The following is an 18904-nucleotide window of genomic DNA, read 5'->3' as shown; positions in this document are numbered from 1 at the left end:
GACGATAGCAACGCCGCGTGCGAGCAGATCGCGGATGACTCCGAAGAGCACCTCGACCTCAGCAGCGGCAAGCGCCGACGTCGGCTCGTCCATGATCAGGATCCGAGAGTTCGCCGACAGCGCGCGAGCGATCTCGATGATCTGCTGCTGCCCAACACGGAGGTCGGCGACGAGTGTGTCGGGGTCAATAGGGAGCTCGAGCTCTTCGAGCAGCAGCTTCGCCTGGCGGGTCTCCTCCGCGTAATCCACTCCGAACGGCCCGGTGATCTCCCGGCCCATAAAGATGTTGTCGCGCACCGAGAGGTTCGGCGCAAGGCTGAGCTCCTGGTGAATGATTGAGATTCCGCGGTCGCGCGCGTCGTTGGTTGACGCGAAGCTCACGGGCTCCCCGTCGAGCACGATCTCGCCAGACGTTGGCTGTTCGACGCCGGAGAGGATCTTCATGAGCGTCGACTTGCCGGCACCGTTCTCGCCAAAGAGCGTGGTGACAGTGCCCTTGCGGACCTGGAAATTCACGCCCTTGAGCGCGCGCGTTCCGCCGTAGGTCTTCACGATGTTTCGCGCCTCGAGCACGACCTCGTTCGAGGAATCGAAGCCACTCATCGGACTGTCAATTCCACGGGCGTGACCAGCCAGCCGGCCGGGTTGATGAGGGTGAATGCCCCGGTCACTTCGATGGTCTTGCCGGCGAGCGAGGCGGTGTCGACGCTGTCGAGCACCTCGGTCTTCAGCACGTCGTTCAGAGCGGCTGCGGCGTTCTGGAACTCGATCTGGTTCTTAAACTGGCCGAACTCGATGTCGCCCGTCGCGTCACGAAGCTCGGTGCCGTTGATCGCTGGCCCGGTCTGAACGCGCACGAGCAGATCATCGGGCAGGCCCTCGATCTCGACCGGGTAGATGCCCGACTGGCCCTCGCCAACGGTACCCGTGAAGGTCACGCTGAACACGGGGCCACCCGAGCTCTGCACTGCGTACTCTTCGCCGGCTGCCGCCGCGTCCGCGGCGATAGCGTCCGCCAGGGTCACTGCATCAGTGGCAAGCTCGCTGACGCCCTCCTGCACGGCCGGGAAGTTCTCGCCGCCGAAGGTTGCGGGATCGAACACGATGGTCCCCTGCGCGAGCGGGTCGTCGCTCGGAACGACGCGTGTTCCGAGCGCGAGGCCCGCGATCACAACGACGACGACTCCGATCCAGACGCCCCTCCGGGCTGCGGCGCTGAGCGGCTTCCGCGCCACCTTCGCGGCGCTCACAGGAGCACCCGCGACTGGGTGTCGTTCGGGCGAATCTGGAGCTTGCGGCCCGAGCCCTGGCGGAAGAGTTCGAGTGCTTCTTCGTAGTCGTCGAGCGTGAAGGAGTGGCTGATCATCGCCTTGGCGTTGATCGCACCACCCTCGAACAGCTCTACGGCGCGGCCGAAGGAGTTCAGCACAGCCATCGTGCCGACGATCGAGATCTCATCGCGGTATACGCGGAAGGGCGAGAACTGCGCTGTGCGGTCTGCTGGAGCGACTCCGAAGTCCTGGAAGAAGCCGGCCGGCTTCACACGGGTGAGCCCGTCCTCGATTGCCCGGATGTTGCCGGTGCAGTCGATGACGACGTCCCACTGCTCGCGCTCGGCCTGGTCAGCTGAGGTGTAGCGCAGCTGAATTCCGCACTCCTCTGCGACCTTCAGCCGGTCCTCGTTGAGGTCGACGATGGTGACGGTGGACGCGCCTGCGCGCGAGGCGAGCTGGCCCATGAGGAGCCCCATGGTTCCGGCACCGTAGATCAGTACGTGGTCGCCGAGGCGGCGCGGCAGCACATCCCAACCGCGGATGGCGCATGCCAGCGGCTCGATGAGCGCGGCCTCGTAGATGTCGGTCTCGGGCTTGAGCTTGTAGACATTGGCCGCGGGGGCAGTGAAGAACTGCTGCGAGGCACCGTCGGAGGCGACGACACCGAGTCCGTTCCAGAAACGGCACAGGTTCTGGTGCCCGTTCTGGCAGAACTCACACTCACCGCAGGTGGTGCTCGGGTTGACCGCGACGTGGTCGCCAACCTTGAAGTCGAAGACGCCACTGTTGACGTCTTCGCCGAGTGCGACGATCTTGCCGGTTGCTTCGTGCCCGGGAACGAGCGGGAAGACCGTCCCCTCGAATTCGCCGTCCAAAACGTGGGTGTCAGTGCCGCAGATTCCCACCGCCGCCGTCTCGATCAGGATCTCCTTGTAGCCGGGAGTAGGCATGGGCCTCTCTTCCAGGCTCAATTCACCGGTTGCGGTGAACACCACTGCGCGCATCTTTGCTCCTCCGAACCGCGCAAAACGCGGCGTCGCTCTCATTGGGTTGCGGTCTTCTTGAGCTTCTCGCCTCCAACGCAGGCGAGAAGACATCACTCAATCGAGAGAATTCCTTATGTTACCGTTGTGTGATCTTGCGTTAAGATCACGTTAGATTCATCATAGATTCTTAACACATACGTGTCAACAAAGGACGAACGGCCTCAGTCTTGACGGAGGTTGCGTCGCCTACGCACCCCCAGCACGAACAGGAGTCCACCCATGACCACCAACAAAATGCTTGCCAGCCTGCTCGTCGCACCGGGCAAAATCGAGCTCGCGGAACGGGAGATTCCGGTCCCTGCCCCAGACGAGGTGCTCGTACGCGTCGCTTCGGTAGGGGTGTGTGGTTCCGACGTCCATTTCTTCCACGACGGCAAGCTCGGCGACTGGGTCGTTGACGAGCCGCTCGTCCTCGGGCACGAGTCCGGCGGAACCATCGTCGGGGTCGGTTCAGAAGTTGCCAACACCCGCGTGGGCGAGCGAGTGTCGATCGAGCCGCAGCACCCCTCGAGCAGTTCACCAGAAACGCTCCGCGGCGACTACCATCTCGACCCGCACATGCGCTTCTATGCCGTGCCAGGTACCGACGGCGCGTTCCAGGAGTACGTCACGATCCAAAGCCACTTTGCCCACGCCATTCCCGACAGCGTCAGCGACCACGCAGCAGCCCTGATGGAGCCGCTCTCGGTGGCAATCGCAACAGCTCGAAAAGGCGGCTTCACGCCGGGTCAGCGACTCCTCATCACGGGCGCAGGTCCAGTCGGTATCGCCGTCGCCCAGGTGGCTCGCGCATACGGCGTGAGCGAGATCGTCGTCTCCGACGTAGCGGCAGACCGCCGGGAGGCAGCTCTGCGGTTTGGTGCCACCGAGGTCTTCGACCCGATCGCTGAGGGCCCTGAGGGGCTGGAGCCGGTTGACGTCTTTGTCGACGCATCCGGAGCGGCATCAGCTGTCCGAACCGGTATTGACGCGCTCAAGCCGAGCGGGCGGGCCGTGCTCGTCGGCATGGGGCTGCCAGAGATCCCCCTCCCGGTCACCACGATCCAGAACAGGGAACTCATCGTGACCGGAGTGTTCCGCTACGCCAACACCTGGCCGACGGCGATCTCGCTGGTTGCCAGTGGCGCAGTCGATCTCGATTCGATGGTGACCGGCACTTTCGGGCTCGACCAGGTCCAAGAAGCGCTCGAATCGACCGCGAACCCCACCACCATCAAGACCGTGGTGGAGCCGTTCCGGCACTAGCCCGACGCGCCCAGCAGATACAACAACAGCGCCAACCCCGCGAACGGGATTGGCGCTGTTGTTGTATACGGAGCTTGCGAACTAAGCAGCTACGAGCACTGCATCGCCGGCGACGATGGTGACCGTGTCGTGGTCGACGGAAAGGAATCCATCGTCTGCGTTCACAGTAACCTTCTTGCCGCCGTCCGTCGTGACGCGCACCTCGCCCTTGGCGAGGAGTGCGAGAAACGGCTGGTGACCGGTAAGGATACCGATCTCGCCCTCGACAGTGTTCGCGACGACCTGGGTGGCTTCACCAGACCAGATCTCGCGCGTCGCGGAAACGACCTTGACGTTGAGCGCCATGATTAGGCCATATCCTTCTGCATCTGCGCCCACTTCTCTTCGACGTCGGAGATTCCGCCGACGTTGAAGAATGCCTGCTCGGCAACGTGGTCGAACTCGCCCTTGGCGATAGCGTCGAACGACTCGATGGTCTCCTTGAGCGGAACCGTCGAACCCTCAACACCGGTGAACTTCTTCGCCATGTAGGTGTTCTGCGAGAGGAACTGCTGGATGCGGCGTGCGCGCGATACGGTGATCTTGTCTTCTTCAGAGAGCTCGTCAACACCGAGGATCGCGATGATCTCCTGGAGTTCCTTGTTCTTCTGGAGGATCTGCTTCACGGTGGTCGCGACGCGGTAGTGGTCAGCACCCAAGTAACGCGGATCGAGGATACGCGAGGTCGAGGTCAGCGGATCCACTGCCGGGTAGAGACCCTGCGATGCGATCTCACGCGAGAGCTCGGTGGTTGCATCGAGGTGGGCGAAGGTCGTCGCCGGAGCCGGGTCGGTGTAGTCATCGGCCGGCACGTAAATTGCCTGCAGCGACGTAATCGAGTGGCCACGGGTCGAGGTGATGCGCTCCTGGAGCACACCCATCTCGTCCGCGAGGTTCGGCTGGTAGCCCACTGCCGAAGGCATGCGGCCGAGCAGCGTCGAAACCTCGGAACCTGCCTGCGTGAAGCGGAAGATGTTATCGATGAAGAGGAGCACGTCCTGCTTCTGCACATCACGGAAGTACTCAGCCATGGTGAGGGCCGAGAGCGCGACGCGGAGACGGGTCCCGGGCGGCTCGTCCATCTGGCCGAACACGAGTGCGGTCTTGTCGAAGACGCCAGCCTCGTCCATCTCGTGGATGAGGTCGTTGCCCTCACGGGTACGCTCGCCAACACCGGCGAACACCGACACGCCACCGTGGTCCTGCGCAACACGCTGGATCATCTCCTGGATGAGGACGGTCTTGCCGACGCCCGCACCACCGAAGAGGCCAATCTTGCCGCCCTGAACGTAGGGGGTCAGGAGGTCGATGACCTTGATGCCGGTCTCGAAGAGCTCAGTCTTCGACTCGAGCTGATCGAAGGCGGGCGGCTGGCGGTGGATGCTCCAACGCTCGCCGACCTCGATGGTCTCACCCTCGGGGAGGTTGAGGACGTTACCAGCAACGTCGAAGACCTTGCCCTTGGTGATGTCGCCAACGGGAACGGTGATCGACTCACCGGTGTCGGTAACTTCCTGGCCGCGGACGAGGCCGTCAGTCGGCTTCAGTGCGATCGCGCGGACAAGGTTGTCGCCGAGGTGCTGGGCAACCTCAAGCACGAGGGTGAAAGGCTCCGTGCCCTCGCCCATGTTGACGGTCGTCTCGAGTGCGTTGTAGACAGCGGGGATCGCGTCGTGCGGGAACTCGATGTCGACGACGGGGCCGGTGACTCGGGCGATGCGCCCGACGACCTTGGTGGTGGCCGTATCGGTCATGTCTCTTCCTTCTTCGTACTGGTATTAGGACAGCGCGTCAGCGCCGCCCACAATCTCGGAAATCTGCTGGGTAATCTCCGCCTGGCGTGCGTTGTTTGCAAGGCGGGTGAAGTCGCGAATGAGCGTGTCAGCGTTGTCGCTCGCCGACTTCATCGCCTTCTGCGTCGCTGCGTGCTTCGCCGCGGCCGACTCGAGCATCGCGTTGAAAATACGCGACTCAATGTAGTCGGGCAGCAGCTTGTCGAGCACGACATCTGCCTCGGGCTCAAACTCGTACAGCGGGCTCACATCGCTCGCCTCGGCAACGCCTTCGACGATCTGCAGTGGCAGCAGGCGCGTGACCTGCGGTGCCTGCGTGACCATGCTGATGAAGCGGTTGTACACGAGGTGAATCTCCTGCACTCCCCCCTCAGCGGTGTCGCGGCCGAACGCCGAAATAAGCGCGTCAGCGATTTCCTTGGCGGTCTCGAATACCGGGGCCTCGGTGTCGCCCAGCCAGATACGCTCTGAGGCGCGGCGGCGGAACGTGAAGTACCCCTGAGCCTTGCGGCCGATGAGGTAGTACGAGATGTCCTTGCCCTCGGCGCGAAGCAGCTCAGTGAGCTCCTCTGCCTCCCGCAGCACCTGCGAGTTAAACGCACCAGCGAGGCCACGATCGGAGGTGAAGATCACCACCGCCGCGCGCTCGACCTTGTCAGCCTCCGTCAGCAGCGGGTGATCAGCCTTCGCGTGCGTCGCGACCGCCGATACAGCCCGGGTGATTGCCTGGGTGTACGGGGTCGAGGCGTCAACGCGTGCCCGAGCCTTCTGAATGCGTGAGGCAGCGATGAGCTCCATCGCACGGGTGATCTTCTTGGTCGTCTGGGCAGAGCGAATGCGCTGCCTGTAGACCCGAAGTTGCGCTCCCATGTCTCTCCTGTGTTGTCTGGAACTGGCTGGTTATTGAAGTGGTGAGAGGGTGGGGGCGCGAGGCCCCCACCGGCTCAACTACTTCTTAACTACCAGCTGCTCCTGCTGAATCTCTGACTCGTCGAGCGCATCGAACTGCTCGGTGAGGGACTTGCCCTCAGCGGTCAGGAACTCGCTCTTGAACTTCTCGATCTGCTTCGTGAGCTCGTCGACAACCTCGTCCGAGAGGACGTTCGTCGAAGCAAGCGTTGCAAGCGCATCGGAGTTGCGTCCGAGGTAGTCGAGGAACTCGCGCTCGAACCGGAGGATGTCGACGACGGGGACCTCATCGAGGTAGCCCTTAGTACCAGCCCAGATCGACACGGTCTGCTCTTCAACAGCAAACGGTGAGTACTGGGGCTGCTTGAGCAGCTCGGTGAGGCGTGCGCCACGCTCAAGCTGCTTGCGGCTCGATGCGTCGAGGTCGGATGCGAACATCGCGAATGCCTCAAGCGCACGGTACTGAGCGAGCTCAAGCTTGAGCGTGCCCGAAACCTTCTTGATCGACTTCACCTGAGCGTCGCCGCCCACACGCGAAACCGAGATACCCACGTCGACCGCGGGGCGCTGGTTAGCGTTGAAGAGGTCGGACTGGAGGAAGATCTGGCCGTCGGTGATCGAGATCACGTTGGTCGGAATGTACGCCGAGACGTCGTTCGCCTTGGTCTCGATGATGGGAAGACCCGTCATCGAACCTGCGCCGAGCTCGTCGGAGAGCTTTGCACAACGCTCCAGCAGACGCGAGTGGAGGTAGAACACGTCACCCGGGTATGCCTCGCGCCCTGGCGGACGGCGCAGCAGCAGCGATACGGCACGGTAGGCCTCAGCCTGCTTCGAGAGATCATCAAAGATGATGAGTACGTGCTTGCTGTCGTACATCCAGTGCTGGCCGATTGCCGAGCCGGTGTACGGAGCGAGGTACTTGAAGCCTGCGGGGTCAGATGCGGGAGACGCCACGATCGTGGTGTACTCCATCGCGCCTGCGTCCTCGAGCGCGCCCTTTACCGAAGCAATGGTCGAGCCCTTCTGGCCGATTGCGACGTAGATGCAGCGAACCTGCTTGTTGGTGTCGCCCGACTCCCAGTTCGCCTTCTGGTTGATGATCGTATCGATCGCGAGAGCGGTCTTACCGGTCTGGCGATCGCCAATGATGAGCTGACGCTGGCCGCGGCCAACGGGGATCATCGCGTCGATCGCCTTGATGCCGGTCTGCAGCGGCTCGTGAACCGACTTACGCTGCATGACGCCGGGAGCCTGGAGCTCGAGCGCACGGCGGCCCTCGATGCCAGTGATCTCGCCGAGGCCGTCGATCGGGTTGCCGAGCGGGTCGACCACGCGGCCGAGGTAGCCCTCGCCCACGGGAACCGACAGGACCTCACCGGTGCGGGTGACTTCCTGGCCCTCAGCGATGCCCGAGAACTGACCGAGAACGACGACGCCGATCTCATCCTCTTCAAGGTTCTGTGCAAGGCCCAGCGTGCCGTCAGCAAAGCGGACGAGCTCGTTGGCCATGACGCCGGGGAGTCCGGAGACGTGTGCAATACCGTCAGCGGCATCGACGACGGTTCCGACCTCAGTCTTACCCGCCTGTGCAGGCTCGTACGATGCTGCGAATTCATTCAGCGCGCTGCGGATCTCGTCCGGGCTGATTGCGAGTTCTGCCATTTCGTTTCCTCTATCTGTTCCGGAGAGACTCTCCGGCAAGTAATGAAGTTGTGCTCTACGCAGCGAGCCGCTGGCGGAGGTCTTCCAGGCGTGCCCGGACACTTCCGTCGATGACGTCATCGGCCATCTGAATGCGTACGCCGCCGATCAGGTCAGGATCCACAATCGTGGTGACCTTGACGGCGCGGCCTGCAGTCTGCTCGAGGAGCGTTGCAAGCCGCTGCTGCTGCTCGGCCGTCAGTGATGCCGCAACCGTGACAGTAGCGAGTTCGCTGCCGCCCTGGTCCGCAGCGACACGTGCTCCGGCGCGAAGCGCGGAGTTCACGCGGCGGCCGCGCGGGTGAGCAACGAGGTAGCTGACGACGCCCAAGGCGCCATCCGCGAGCTTGCCGGAGAAGATCTTCTCCGCGAGCTTCGCCTTCGCCGCAGGATCGCCAAGCTTGTTTCCGAGCTCAAGCTCGAGCTCGTGGCTCGACTCGATCACGGAAGCAGCTGCGAGCAGCTCATCGGCCAGTCCTGGCTCGGCGAGCGACTGAGCGCGGAACCCGAGCTCTTCGATGCCATCGATGAACTCCTCGGAGTTCGACCAGGACTGCTCGACTGCTGCGGTGAGCACAGAGCGCGCGCCAGCCGACAGGCCGGTGAAGACCTTGCCGACGAGCTCCGCTTTCGCGGAGGCCGGAAGCGACGCGTCAGCGAGCGACGCAACGAGGGCCGGTGAACCGCCGAGCAGCGCAGCCGCGTTGAGCAGCTCCGAACCGACAGCTTTCCCGAGGCGACCGCCCAGCGCACCCTTCGCAGCCGTGAGTGCCTCGCGTGACGCGCTGCCCATTACTTCGCCGCCCGTTCGGACGCTTCGAGCTCGACCAGGAAGCGATCGACGAGAGCCGATGCCTTCTTGTCGTCGCTCAGGCTCTCGCCGACAACGCCAGAAGCGAGGTCGATAGCGAGCGATCCGACGTCCTTGCGGAGCGAGACGAGAGCGCCCTGGCGCTCAGCCTCGATCTGCACCTGAGCAGCCTGCGTGATACGCGCCTGCTCAGTGGTTGCGTCTTCCTTCGCCTTGGACACGATCTTCGTGGCGTCAACGCGAGCCGATTCGCGGATCTCGCCAGCTTCCTGGCGAGCGCTTGCGAGCTGGGCGGTGTACTCCTGGAGCGCTGCCTCAGCCTTTGCCTGAGCCTCATCGGCCTTGGCGATATTTCCCTCAATCGCTTCCGCGCGAGCGTCAAGCATGACCTGCACCTTCGGGAGGAACATCTTCCAGAACGCGACGAGGACAATGAGGAACGCGATCGCCGACCAGACGATATCGTACGTCGCGGGCAGCAGCGGGTTCTGAGTAGCACCCTCTGCAGCTGCGAACTGCACTGCGTAATTCATCTTGCCTCCCTTTCGAGACTAGTGAAAGGTAACTGCTTAGTTGCTAAAGATGAAGTAGGTTGCAACACCGATGAGCGCGAGCATCTCGGTGAATGCGATACCGATCCACATCATGCCCTGGAGCTTGCCGGCGAGCTCAGGCTGGCGAGCGGTGCTTTCGATGGTCTTGCCAACGACGATGGCCACACCGATGGCGGGGCCGATCGCTGCGAGGCCGTAGCCGACGGTTGCAATGTTGCCCGAGATTTCAGCGAGAACAGACACAGTATGTGTTTCCTTCCGTATATGAGCGCGGCGAGAGCCGAACCCAGGGGTTTAATTTAGTGCTCGTCAGCCAGCGCGAGCTGGATGTAGAGCGCGGTGAGCAAGGTGAAGACGTAAGCCTGGAGGCCCGACACGAACATCTCAAAGAGCGTGAAGGCGAAACCGAACACGAAGGTGCCGGCGCCGAGTGCGGGGAAGATCCCGCCGGCCTCAAGGATGAAGAAGTTGGTTGCGGCCCACAGCAGCACGAGGATCATGTGACCCACGAGCATGTTCATGAGCAGTCGCAGCGCGAGCGTGACCGGGCGCATGATGAAGGTCGAGAGGAACTCGACCGGAGTCACGAGCAGGTACATCGCCTTGGGAACACCGGCCGGGAAGAGCGAGTTCTTGAAGAACCTGCCCGGGTGCTTCTTCACACCGGCGTAGATGAACGCAATGTATGCGACGACAGCCATCACAATTGGGAAGCCCACCACGGACGATGCCGCGATGTTAAACCCGGGGATGATGCCCGTGATGTTGAAGGCAAAGACCAGGAAGAACACCGTCATCAGCAGCGGCTGGAAGCGACGTCCCTCCTTCACGCCAAGCTGATCCTCGATGGTGTTCTTGCGAACAAAATCGAGTACGAACTCGAACGCAGCCTGCCAGCGGCCGGGAACGACGCGCATCTTGCGCGTGCCGAGCCAGAACAGTACGAGGAGAACAATCACCATGACGACACGGATGATCATGATCCGGTTCATCTCGAACGGCGTGCCTTCAAAAAGCACCGCCGGCGGGAAGAAGTCGTCGAGTGTTGGGCCGTGGAATCCGCCCTCTGCGGCTCGGACGAGTCCGGGGGCAACGAGGTGCATAGCGTTAGCGAACAGGCCATTCTCCTGATTCGGGGCACGGCTTTCGCCGCACGGCTTCGAACGATGGTCGGCTCCCCGCACTTCGGGCACTCAGAAACAGCGCCCCGAGGCTGGGAACAGGTTTATCCTAACAAGATTTCACCCCAAGCGAAACTCGGAGGAGCTTCCCACGCCGATGCTTCGGCACCGGCTGGGAATCTCCCCCTAAGCCTGCGGTGAGTTAGGGAGTGAGGTCCACGTATGGTACGCGGGCCTTGGCGACGATAATGACGTCAATAATGATCGAAACCAGCACCGTTGTCACCAGCGCGATGAACAGAATCTGCGGGTCGAGCCAGGGCTGATCGCGCAGCAACAGCGCCGCCACGACAAAGGCGATGAGCTTCACAACAAACGCGCCCATCACGATGCCCATGAAGATCTGCAGGTACACCGGGCTCCGCACGAAACGGTTCGCGAACGCGATGCTGCCAACGGTGATGAGCAGCAACACTCCACCGATTCCCGCACCGATCAGCCCGCCGGCCAGGCCAACGCTTCCCCGCGTCAGGTACCCGATGACTGCGAACAGCACCATCGATGCGACCGTGGCGATGATCCCCCACCGCACACCGCGCAGGAGCATCGGCTGCGACGACGGCATCGGATACTCGCCGTCACCGTAGGTCGTGGGCTCGACACCGGGGGTGTTCTGGGCATCGGGGGGCACGGAAGTGCTCACTCGGAGGTCCTTTCATTCGGGTCGCCTCCGGCGGCAGCAGCAGCTTCCGGGGCTTCGACGGGTGCGCCCCGCCTGGATAACGCTACCAAGCGGCGCTGCGCGAGCGCTGCACGCACCCGCGCGGCAGGGAATCGCAGCAGCAGCACGCAGGCGATGCCTCCGACCAAGAGCACGATAAGCGGCAGCACGAAGCTCTGGCTTGTGAACACGAGCAGCCCCGCGACCGCGAGCACCGCGGTGCCGAGATAGAAGATGCTTACGGCCTGCACTGGCGAGTGCCCCATGTCGAGCAACCGGTGATGGAGGTGTTGGCGATCCGCCTCGAACGGGCTCTTCCCGGCGAGCAGCCTCCGGAAAACCGCGAGCACGAAATCAGCCAACGGCACAGCGAGCACGGCGATCGGCAACAGAATGGGGATGTAGCTCGCGATCACGAGCTTCAGATCGAGCGCAGCGGGGTTCAGCTCACCCGTCACCGAGACGGTCGAGGTCGCCATGAGGAGCCCAACAAGCAGCGCGCCGGTGTCACCCATGAACATCTTCGCGCGATGCCAGTTGAAGGGCAGAAAGCCCGCGCAGATGCCGACGAGTGCGAGCGCGATGAGACTCGCGAAGGTGACCGCCCTGGTGCTGCCAAGCTGCGAGCTGAGCACGAGCGTGTAGATGAAGAACGTGCCGCTCGCGATAATCGCGACACCGGCAACGAGGCCGTCGAGCCCGTCAACAAAGTTCACCGCGTTCATCACGAGGGTGATGAGGAAGACGGTGAGCACGAAGTTGACCGTCGGCGAGCCGATCACGAGCGTATCCCCGAGTGGAATCGACACGATCTGCACGCCGTTCCAGGCGAGAATTCCTGCGGCGAGCAGCTGCGCCCCGAGCTTGATCATCCAGTCAAGGTCAAGCAGATCGTCGAGGACGCCGATCACCGCGATGAGCAGGCAGGCTCCGATGAGCGCCCACATCTTGAGATCGGTAGTGAAGAGCCCATGGAACTCAGGCAGCGCCGCAGCGACTCCGAACGCCGCGAGCAGTCCGACAAACATGGCAACGCCGCCGAGCCGAGGCGTCGGGTTCTGGTGCACATCGCGCTCACGGACCTCCGGTGCGAGCTGAAACCGCTTCGCAAGCCGGAGCACGAAGTACGACGCTATCCCGGTCACGACCACCGCAGCCGCGAGCACCAGAAGGTAGGAGAGCATCACGCCTCGCTGGCTCGGCTGTCCTCCGCCACCTCTGGTGCCGGAGCTGGTGCCGGAGCTGGTGCGTCCGCCAGCACGACTGTCGCTTCCGGCAGAGCGCGCTGCAGCGCATCGAGCGTGACCGCCCCAGCCCGCACCACGCGCACGGTTCCCGTTCCCGATCCGTCCAGGGCAGTCGCGTCAATAATTGTTGAAGCTTCGCCCCGGGCAGGGCCGTTCTCGAGGTACACGGCAACTGAGTCACCGAGCATTTCCTGCGCCTCGGCGGCGGTGCCTGCCGCGGGAAGCCCGGTGAGGTTTGCCGAAGAGACAGCGAGCGGCCCGGTCTCCTGCAACAGCTCGCGCGCTAGTTCGTTGCCCGGGATGCGGAGCGCGACCGTTCCGCCGGTCTCACCGAGATCCCAACTCAGCGCAGGGTTCGCCTGGGTGATGATCGTGAGAGCCCCCGGCCAAAAAGCATCGGCAAGCGCGTGGAGCGCCTCATTCGCGTCGGCAGCGAGCGCCGCCAGCGTGCCAACATTGGGAATCAGCACGGGCGGCGGCGACTGTCGGCCGCGCCCCTTCGCATCGAGCAGCCGCTGCACGGCCTCCGGCGAGAACGCATCGGCCGCAACGCCGTACACCGTGTCTGTCGGGATCACGATGAGCTCACCCCGCCCGAGGGACTGGCGGGCAAGCCGCGTCCCCTGCAGCAGCTGGGCACCATCAGAACAGTCAAACACCTCGGACATAGTTCGCAATTCTACTTCAGCGCGGTTGTGGCGCGGTCACGCCCCGTGAGATCGGGGTGAGTGGCCGGGGTCTGCCAGCCGTCGCGTGCGAGCAGCTCGCGGATCGCGGCCCCCTGCCCCTCGGCATGCTCAAGCACGAGCGTGCCGCCCACAACGAGCAACGGAGCGGCGACGCGACTGATCACCCGGATCACGTCAAGGCCGTCGTCTCCGCCATACAGGGCAAGCTCTGGGTCGTGATCGCGCACCTCGGGGTCACGGGGCACCATTGCGTCGGGAACGTACGGCGGATTCGACACGACGACGTCGACGCGCCCCATCAGCTCGGAGGGGGCCAGCTGCCCATGCGCGAAGTCTGCGAGGTCACCGTGAATCAGTTCAACGCGCCCGTCACCGAGCGCCGCGACGTTCTCCGCCGCCCACGCGTGGGCCTCTTCGCTCTTCTCAACGGCCCACACGCGGGCAGTCGAAACCTCGGTCGCGAGCGCGAGGGCGAGTGCCCCGCTGCCGGTGCACAGATCCACTGCGAGGGGCGTGGGAGCCGTCGACGCCGCGAGCGCGTCGATCGCAAACTGCGCGACCGTTTCAGTTTCGGGGCGCGGCACGAACACGCCTGGCCCGACGCGGAGCTCGAGCTCACGGAACGGCGCAAGCCCCGTGAGATGCTGCAGCGGCACCCGCTCGGCCCGGTAGCCGCCCAAAGCGATCAAGCGCTCGTACTGCGCCGCTGTGAGCCGCGTTCCCATGATCGCGAGTGCCTGCACCCGGCCGCGCTTCTCTCCGAGCACATGGCCGAGCAACAGCTCTGCGTCGACGGCAGGGTCTTCAATCCCTGCAACAGCAAACTGTTCGTGCAGCTCGCTGAGCACGTCGGTAATCTGGGGGCCAAGGTCGTCACTCACTCCCCCATTCTCCCGCACCGCGCGTCACGGCACGCCCGACGGCACGCCCGGCAGCACGCCAGCGGGAATGGGGATCGGGGCGGCGCGTTGTAACACTGTGACGCTTTCATAAGCTTTGAGTACATTTCAGATAACCTGATGGAATAGCTCAGTGCTACGGAAACACACAATTGACACGGAGGGCACCCCGCATGGCTCGGATCCACGACAACATCACACAGGCTTTTGGCAACACTCCCCTCGTCCGGCTGAACCGGGTTACCGAGAACGCCGGTGCCGAGGTCTTTGCGAAGCTCGAGTTCTACAACCCCGCCGGGAGCGTGAAAGACCGCATCGGTGTAGCCATCATCGACGCGGCCGAACAGTCGGGTGAGCTGCAGCCGGGAGGCACCATTGTCGAGGGCACCAGCGGCAACACCGGAATCGCGCTCGCGTTCGTTGGTGCTGCCCGCGGCTACCGCGTGATCCTCACCATGCCCGAGACCATGAGCGTCGAGCGCCGCAAGCTGCTTGCTGCCTACGGAGCCGAGATCGTCCTCACCGAGGGCCCGCTCGGCATGAAGGGTGCCGTCGCGAAGGCCGAGGAGATCGTAGCGAACACCCCGGGTGCCGTGCTCGCCAAGCAGTTCGGCAACCCGGCGAATCCCGCGATCCACCGTGCCACGACCGGCCCCGAGATCTGGAACGACACCGACGGCGCCGTCGACATCTTCGTCGCAGGCATCGGCACGGGCGGCACCATCACCGGCGCGGGCGGATACCTGAAGTCACAGAACCCCGACGTCAAGGTCATCGCCGTCGAGCCGATCGATTCGCCGCTGCTCACCGAGGGCACCGCTGGCCCGCACAAGATTCAGGGCCTCGGCGCGAACTTCGTGCCCGACGTGCTCGATCGTGACGTCTACGACGAGGTCATCGACGTCGCGCTCCCCGACGCGCTCCGTGTCGGCCGCGCTCTCGGCACCGATGAGGGCATCCTCGCCGGCATCTCCGGCGGTGCCGCAGTGTTTGCCGCCGTCGAAGTCGCCAAGCGCCCCGAGAACGCCGGCAAGAAGATCGTCGTCATCGTTCCCGACTTCGGCGAGCGCTACTTCTCGACGGTACTCTACGAGGACCTCGCAGTTTGAGCCTGTTTTCTCGCGTCCGTGAGGACATTGCTTCGGCCCGTGCGCACGATCCAGCTGCGCGCGGGCCGATCGAGGTGTTTCTGCTGTACTCCGGGCTCCACGCCGTCTGGTGGCACCGAGCCTCGCACGCGATGTGGCGGCGCGGGATGCGGTTCTTGCCGCGCGCAATATCGCAGATCACACGCTTCTTCACCGGGATCGAGATCCACCCTGGAGCGACCATCGGCCGACGCCTGTTTATCGATCATGGCTCAGGAATCGTCATCGGCGAGACCGCGGAAATCGGCGACGACGTGCTCATTTACCACGGCGTGACACTCGGGGGCACCGGCCACGAGAGCGGCAAACGCCACCCCACCGTGGGCGATCGCGTGGTGCTCGGAGCCGGAGCGAAGCTGCTCGGCAACATCGAGATCGGCGACGACTCGGCGGTCGGCGCGAACGCGGTCGTGGTGCGGTCGGCGGGCCCCTGGACGACCCTCACCGGGATCCCTGCGACGGCGCGCCCGCGGCGCGGTGCGCCCGTCGCTGAGCACCCCAACACTGCGGGCTTCTACGTCATTTAGGGCCCGCCTGCCCTCTTCCTCCCGCCCGCCCTCCGTCCTGCCCCCGATTAATCTGTTCCGACCCCTGCACGGCCTATACAAGGCTCGCGCAGGAATATTCGGGGCAGGAAGGATGCTCGGGGCGGGGTGCGCATCGCACAACGCACAGCGCGGCTCGGCCGCTACGCGGCAGCCCACTTGGCCGGGCTTTCACGACGCTCGCGGCGTCCACCCACGTCCTCTCTGCCCCTATTCATCTCAACCGCCCCTTCCGCCGCCTGTACAAGGCTCAGGATAGAAAAATCGGGGCTGAGAGGATGCGGGGTAGGGCTGGCAGCGGGCGGGAAAGCGGGCTGGTTAGCGGAGCGTCCGGCCGTACTTCGCCATCCACTTGCGGGTCTTTCGGCGCTCGATGAAGATGCCGAGCAGGCCGATGATCCACAGTGGGATCTGCACCGCGAAAGCAAGCTGGAAGGCGTGCAGCGAATACGTTTCGGGCGACCCAGCGCCCTGCAGGTCTAGCACGATGCCGACGGCCATCATGCCGATGAGGCCCGCGGTGAATCCACCCGTGTTGACGAAGCCGGTACCGAATCCAGAGAAGCTGCGCGGAGTGTGCGAGCGTGCAACCTCGAAGGCGATCATCGATGACGGGCCGCCAATCGGAATGATCACGATAAGCGCGATGATGAGCCAGGCCGGCGGCATGCCGGGCCACAGAATCACCGCGAGCCAGGTCCCCATGATGAGCAACGTGACTACGACAGTCAGCTCGACCCGCCGCTCGATGAAGCGGGAGCTGATCGGTCCGAGGACCACCCCGGCAACCATCGATGAGATGACGGTAATGCTCAGCAGGCTACTCGCCGCGGGAGTACTCAGTCCGAGCCCACCCGTCAAAAACGGTGTGCCCCAAAGCAGCAGAAAGATCTGCAGCGGGAACGGGGTCACGAAGTGCACCCAGTACGCGAGCCGAACACCCGGAATTGAGAGCAGCCGGCGAAGGCGCATGCCAAACGGCTCCTGGCCGTTGCTCCGAGGCCGCGTGATCCGGCGGCCGTTCACGACGGGGATCATGCTGGTTTCTGGCGGTGCCATCGTCACGGAGGTAACCGGGGCACCCGCGAGATCTGCTGAGCGTTTCGTAATCGCACCGACGTGTTTCGTCATGCGTTCGAACATCGTGGGAAGTCCAGGTGCATCGCGAAGCACCACGAAGCCGAGCAGTGTCACGAGCAGGCCGACTGCGACTACTCCGAGGAAGCCGCCCATCCAACCGAGCGTCGCTACCGCGAACGCCAGCGGCATTACGGACACGAGCTGACCGATCTGGCCAATGAGGCCGGTGACCTGCCCCAGCGTCGGAAGCTGCCTGGGCTTAAACCACTCCGGCAGCATTCGCATCACAGCCGTGAAGGTGCACGCGTCGCCCGCGCCCACGAGCACACGCGCAAGGATAGCCAGCTCTACATTCGTGACGGTGGCCATGACGATCTGGCCGGCCATCATGAGCACCCCGCCGCTCAGGAGCAGCACGCTTGATCCGTAGCGGTCGAGGAGCACGCCAACTGGGATTTGACACCCAGCGTAGACAAGGAGCTGGATGACGGGGAAGGCCGCGAGCGTCGAGGCGTCGATGCCGAAATGCTCCTGCGCGGCAGGCCCCAGCGCCGACAGCGAAGACCTGTTTACAATCGCGATCGCGTACAGCGTGACCGCTGTGCCCCACACCACCCACGGAAGGAATGGTTTCGAAGAGCTCATGAATGCAATGCTACCGCTGGGCTGGGCCTCAGCCCGGATACAGGTGCGGCGCGTGGGTAGTCAGCCCGCGCAGAGTCTCACCTGGCCGATAGACCCGCACCCGGGATCGCGGCCAGGAGCTCCCGCGTGTACGGCTCCTGCGAATCGTCGAATACTTGGTCCGTGGAGGCGGATTCGACGAGGCGCCCCTCACGCATCACGCACACGTGGTCGGCAACCAGCCGCACGACGGCGAGGTCGTGTGTGATGAAAAGGTAGGTGAGCCCGAGGTCAGTCTGCAGGTTCGTCAGGAGATCGAGGATCTGCCCTTGAACCAGCACGTCCAGTGCTGACACTGCCTCGTCGAGCACCAATACCTCGGGCTCCAGCGCCAGCGCTCGCGCGATCGCGACGCGCTGCCGTTGCCCGCCGGAGAGCTCACTCGGGTATCGATCACGCACATGCTGCGGCAGCGCAACCTGATCGAGCAGGTCAAGCACTCGCCGCTGACGTTCTTGTGCAGTACCGATTCCGTGTATTCGGAGCGGCTCGGCAATGGTGTTTCCAACGTTGTATTGAGGATCGAGCGTGCCGTAAGGATCTTGAAACACTGGCTGCACTCTGCGCCGGAATGCCATGGTTTCGGCCGCGCTCATCTTCGTGATGTCTTCGCCGTCGAATCTGATCTCACCGCTGGTGAGGGGTTCAAGCTGCAGAAAGAGTTTTGCGAGCGTGGATTTGCCGGAGCCCGACTCACCGACGATCGCCATTGTGGTGCCGCGGTCCACTGAGAGCGAAAGGTTGTCGACTGCCACGAGTTCTTGTTGTCGAAGGCCGCGCCTTCGCAGCCGATAGACCTTTCGTGCCTCGGTGATCTCGATGAGCGGGCCCGTTGTTGCGGCCTGTCGCCCTCGCTCCTTTGCCCGTTCCGCCAGGGAGGTCTCGAGCGGTGCGCCCGCGTACAGGTCTACTGTGCTGTTGTGGCGAGCCGCTTCAAGCCTCCGTGATGCGAGGCTCGGGGCGGCGGCAACGAGCCGCTGTGTGTACGGATGCGCTGGCGCGGCAAGGATTTGCTGCGAGGGACCAGACTCCACGATCCGCCCGCGATACATCACGATGAGATGCTCAGCCCGTTCCGAAGCTAAGCCTAAGTCATGGGTGATGAGCAGCACGGAGGTAGCAAAATCGCTCGTGAGACTTTCGAGGTGGTCAAGAATCTGCCGTTGGACGGTGACGTCGAGCGCGGAGGTGGGCTCGTCGGCGATCAGGAGCTGCGGCCTTGAGGATAACCCGATTCCGATCAGCGCTCGCTGCCGCATGCCGCCTGAAAACTCGTGGGGGTACTGCCGCAGGCGCTCGCCCGGATTCGGGAGGCCAGCTTCAGCGAGCACTTCCACCGAGCGCCGTTTGATCGCCCGCCGGCCCTGAGCGACACCGTTGAAACGTATGGTCTCT

The 18904-nt window shown here is 63.8% G+C and carries 20 protein-coding genes; 3 read left to right on the top strand and 17 right to left on the bottom strand.

Annotation, left to right across the window (positions count from 1 at the left end; translation table 11 throughout):
• The 3 genes from ACI1US_RS06660 to ACI1US_RS06650 all read right to left on the bottom strand — a co-directional run.
• Positions 1-603, bottom strand: a 603-nt coding sequence (locus ACI1US_RS06660) for an ATP-binding cassette domain-containing protein (protein ID WP_461639201.1), incomplete at its 3' end; no start/stop codon positions are given.
• Positions 600-1250 (bottom strand): DUF2291 family protein, encoded by a 651-nt coding sequence (locus ACI1US_RS06655; RefSeq protein WP_461639199.1) that lies wholly within the window; start codon positions 1248-1250, stop codon positions 600-602. The genes ACI1US_RS06655 and ACI1US_RS06660, both read right to left, overlap by 4 nt.
• Positions 1247-2224 carry an alcohol dehydrogenase catalytic domain-containing protein gene (locus ACI1US_RS06650; protein ID WP_461639197.1) on the bottom strand — a complete coding sequence of 326 codons (978 nt, stop codon included), beginning with the start codon at positions 2222-2224 and terminating at the stop codon, positions 1247-1249. Before ACI1US_RS06650 ends, ACI1US_RS06655 begins: the two co-directional genes overlap by 4 nt.
• 315 nt (positions 2225-2539) lie before the next feature.
• On the opposite strand from ACI1US_RS06650, the gene ACI1US_RS06645 reads away from it, so the two are divergent.
• Positions 2540-3565 carry an NAD(P)-dependent alcohol dehydrogenase gene (locus ACI1US_RS06645; RefSeq protein ID WP_461639195.1) on the top strand — a complete coding sequence of 342 codons (1026 nt, stop codon included), beginning with the start codon at positions 2540-2542 and terminating at the stop codon, positions 3563-3565.
• An 81-nt stretch (positions 3566-3646) separates the two neighbouring features.
• Here the strand turns inward: ACI1US_RS06645 and ACI1US_RS06640 are convergent, their stop codons facing one another.
• The 12 genes from ACI1US_RS06640 to prmC all read right to left on the bottom strand — a co-directional run bounded on the left by ACI1US_RS06640 (position 3647) and on the right by prmC (position 14034).
• Positions 3647-3910 carry a F0F1 ATP synthase subunit epsilon gene (locus tag ACI1US_RS06640; protein WP_416549822.1) on the bottom strand — a complete coding sequence of 88 codons (264 nt, stop codon included), beginning with the start codon at positions 3908-3910 and terminating at the stop codon, positions 3647-3649.
• A 2-nt stretch (positions 3911-3912) separates the two neighbouring features.
• Positions 3913-5358 carry a F0F1 ATP synthase subunit beta gene (gene atpD / locus ACI1US_RS06635; protein ID WP_416549823.1) on the bottom strand — a complete coding sequence of 482 codons (1446 nt, stop codon included), beginning with the start codon at positions 5356-5358 and terminating at the stop codon, positions 3913-3915.
• A 24-nt stretch (positions 5359-5382) separates the two neighbouring features.
• Positions 5383-6267, bottom strand: a complete 885-nt coding sequence (locus ACI1US_RS06630) for a F0F1 ATP synthase subunit gamma (RefSeq protein WP_059062286.1) — start codon at positions 6265-6267, stop codon at positions 5383-5385.
• 78 nt (positions 6268-6345) lie between these two features.
• Positions 6346-7971, bottom strand: a complete 1626-nt coding sequence (gene atpA / locus ACI1US_RS06625) for a F0F1 ATP synthase subunit alpha (RefSeq protein ID WP_416549824.1) — start codon at positions 7969-7971, stop codon at positions 6346-6348.
• A gap of 55 nt (positions 7972-8026) precedes the next feature.
• Entirely contained in the window at positions 8027-8803 is a 777-nt protein-coding gene (gene atpH, locus ACI1US_RS06620; protein WP_416549825.1) for an ATP synthase F1 subunit delta, read from the bottom strand.
• Positions 8803-9354, bottom strand: a complete 552-nt coding sequence (locus ACI1US_RS06615; RefSeq protein WP_416549826.1) for a F0F1 ATP synthase subunit B — start codon at positions 9352-9354, stop codon at positions 8803-8805. The genes atpH and ACI1US_RS06615 overlap by 1 nt, the downstream gene beginning before the upstream one ends.
• Before the next feature lie 36 nt (positions 9355-9390).
• A complete protein-coding gene (gene atpE, locus ACI1US_RS06610) occupies positions 9391-9618 on the bottom strand; it encodes an ATP synthase F0 subunit C (RefSeq protein WP_416549827.1) in 228 nt (75 codons plus the stop codon).
• Between the two features lie 56 nt (positions 9619-9674).
• Positions 9675-10478 (bottom strand): F0F1 ATP synthase subunit A, encoded by an 804-nt coding sequence (gene atpB / locus ACI1US_RS06605; RefSeq protein WP_416549828.1) that lies wholly within the window; start codon positions 10476-10478, stop codon positions 9675-9677.
• A 220-nt stretch (positions 10479-10698) separates the two neighbouring features.
• Positions 10699-11199, bottom strand: a complete 501-nt coding sequence (locus ACI1US_RS06600; protein ID WP_416549829.1) for a 3-oxoacyl-ACP reductase — start codon at positions 11197-11199, stop codon at positions 10699-10701.
• The gene (locus ACI1US_RS06595; protein ID WP_461639189.1) at positions 11196-12401 is read right to left on the bottom strand and encodes an MraY family glycosyltransferase; all 1206 of its coding nucleotides are present in this window, start codon (positions 12399-12401) and stop codon (positions 11196-11198) included. The genes ACI1US_RS06600 and ACI1US_RS06595 overlap by 4 nt, the downstream gene beginning before the upstream one ends.
• Entirely contained in the window at positions 12401-13132 is a 732-nt protein-coding gene (locus ACI1US_RS06590) for an L-threonylcarbamoyladenylate synthase (RefSeq protein WP_461639187.1), read from the bottom strand. The genes ACI1US_RS06595 and ACI1US_RS06590 overlap by 1 nt, the downstream gene beginning before the upstream one ends.
• An 11-nt stretch (positions 13133-13143) precedes the next feature.
• Positions 13144-14034 (bottom strand): peptide chain release factor N(5)-glutamine methyltransferase, encoded by an 891-nt coding sequence (gene prmC, locus ACI1US_RS06585; RefSeq protein WP_461639185.1) that lies wholly within the window; start codon positions 14032-14034, stop codon positions 13144-13146.
• A gap of 191 nt (positions 14035-14225) precedes the next feature.
• Between prmC and cysK the strand changes: the two genes are divergently transcribed.
• Both cysK and epsC read left to right on the top strand, forming a co-directional pair.
• Complete coding sequence (gene cysK, locus ACI1US_RS06580) at positions 14226-15161, top strand: cysteine synthase A (protein ID WP_461639183.1); 936 nt, start codon at positions 14226-14228, stop codon at positions 15159-15161.
• Entirely contained in the window at positions 15158-15727 is a 570-nt protein-coding gene (epsC, locus tag ACI1US_RS06575) for a serine O-acetyltransferase EpsC (protein ID WP_461639181.1), read from the top strand. Before cysK ends, epsC begins: the two co-directional genes overlap by 4 nt.
• 336 nt (positions 15728-16063) lie before the next feature.
• Here epsC and ACI1US_RS06570 read toward each other — a convergent pair whose 3' ends face one another.
• The gene (locus ACI1US_RS06570; RefSeq protein WP_461639179.1) at positions 16064-17470 is read right to left on the bottom strand and encodes an MFS transporter; all 1407 of its coding nucleotides are present in this window, start codon (positions 17468-17470) and stop codon (positions 16064-16066) included.
• A gap of 77 nt (positions 17471-17547) precedes the next feature.
• Positions 17548-18904 (bottom strand): dipeptide ABC transporter ATP-binding protein (locus ACI1US_RS06565; protein ID WP_461639177.1); only part of this gene is annotated, 1357 nt, incomplete at its 5' end.

It is taken from the genome of Leucobacter sp. BZR 635, from assembly GCF_048061935.2.
Lineage (GTDB): Bacteria > Actinomycetota > Actinomycetes > Actinomycetales > Microbacteriaceae > Leucobacter.
The sequence above is the reverse complement of the archived record's forward strand: the minus strand, read 5'-3'. Positions and strand labels throughout refer to the sequence as shown.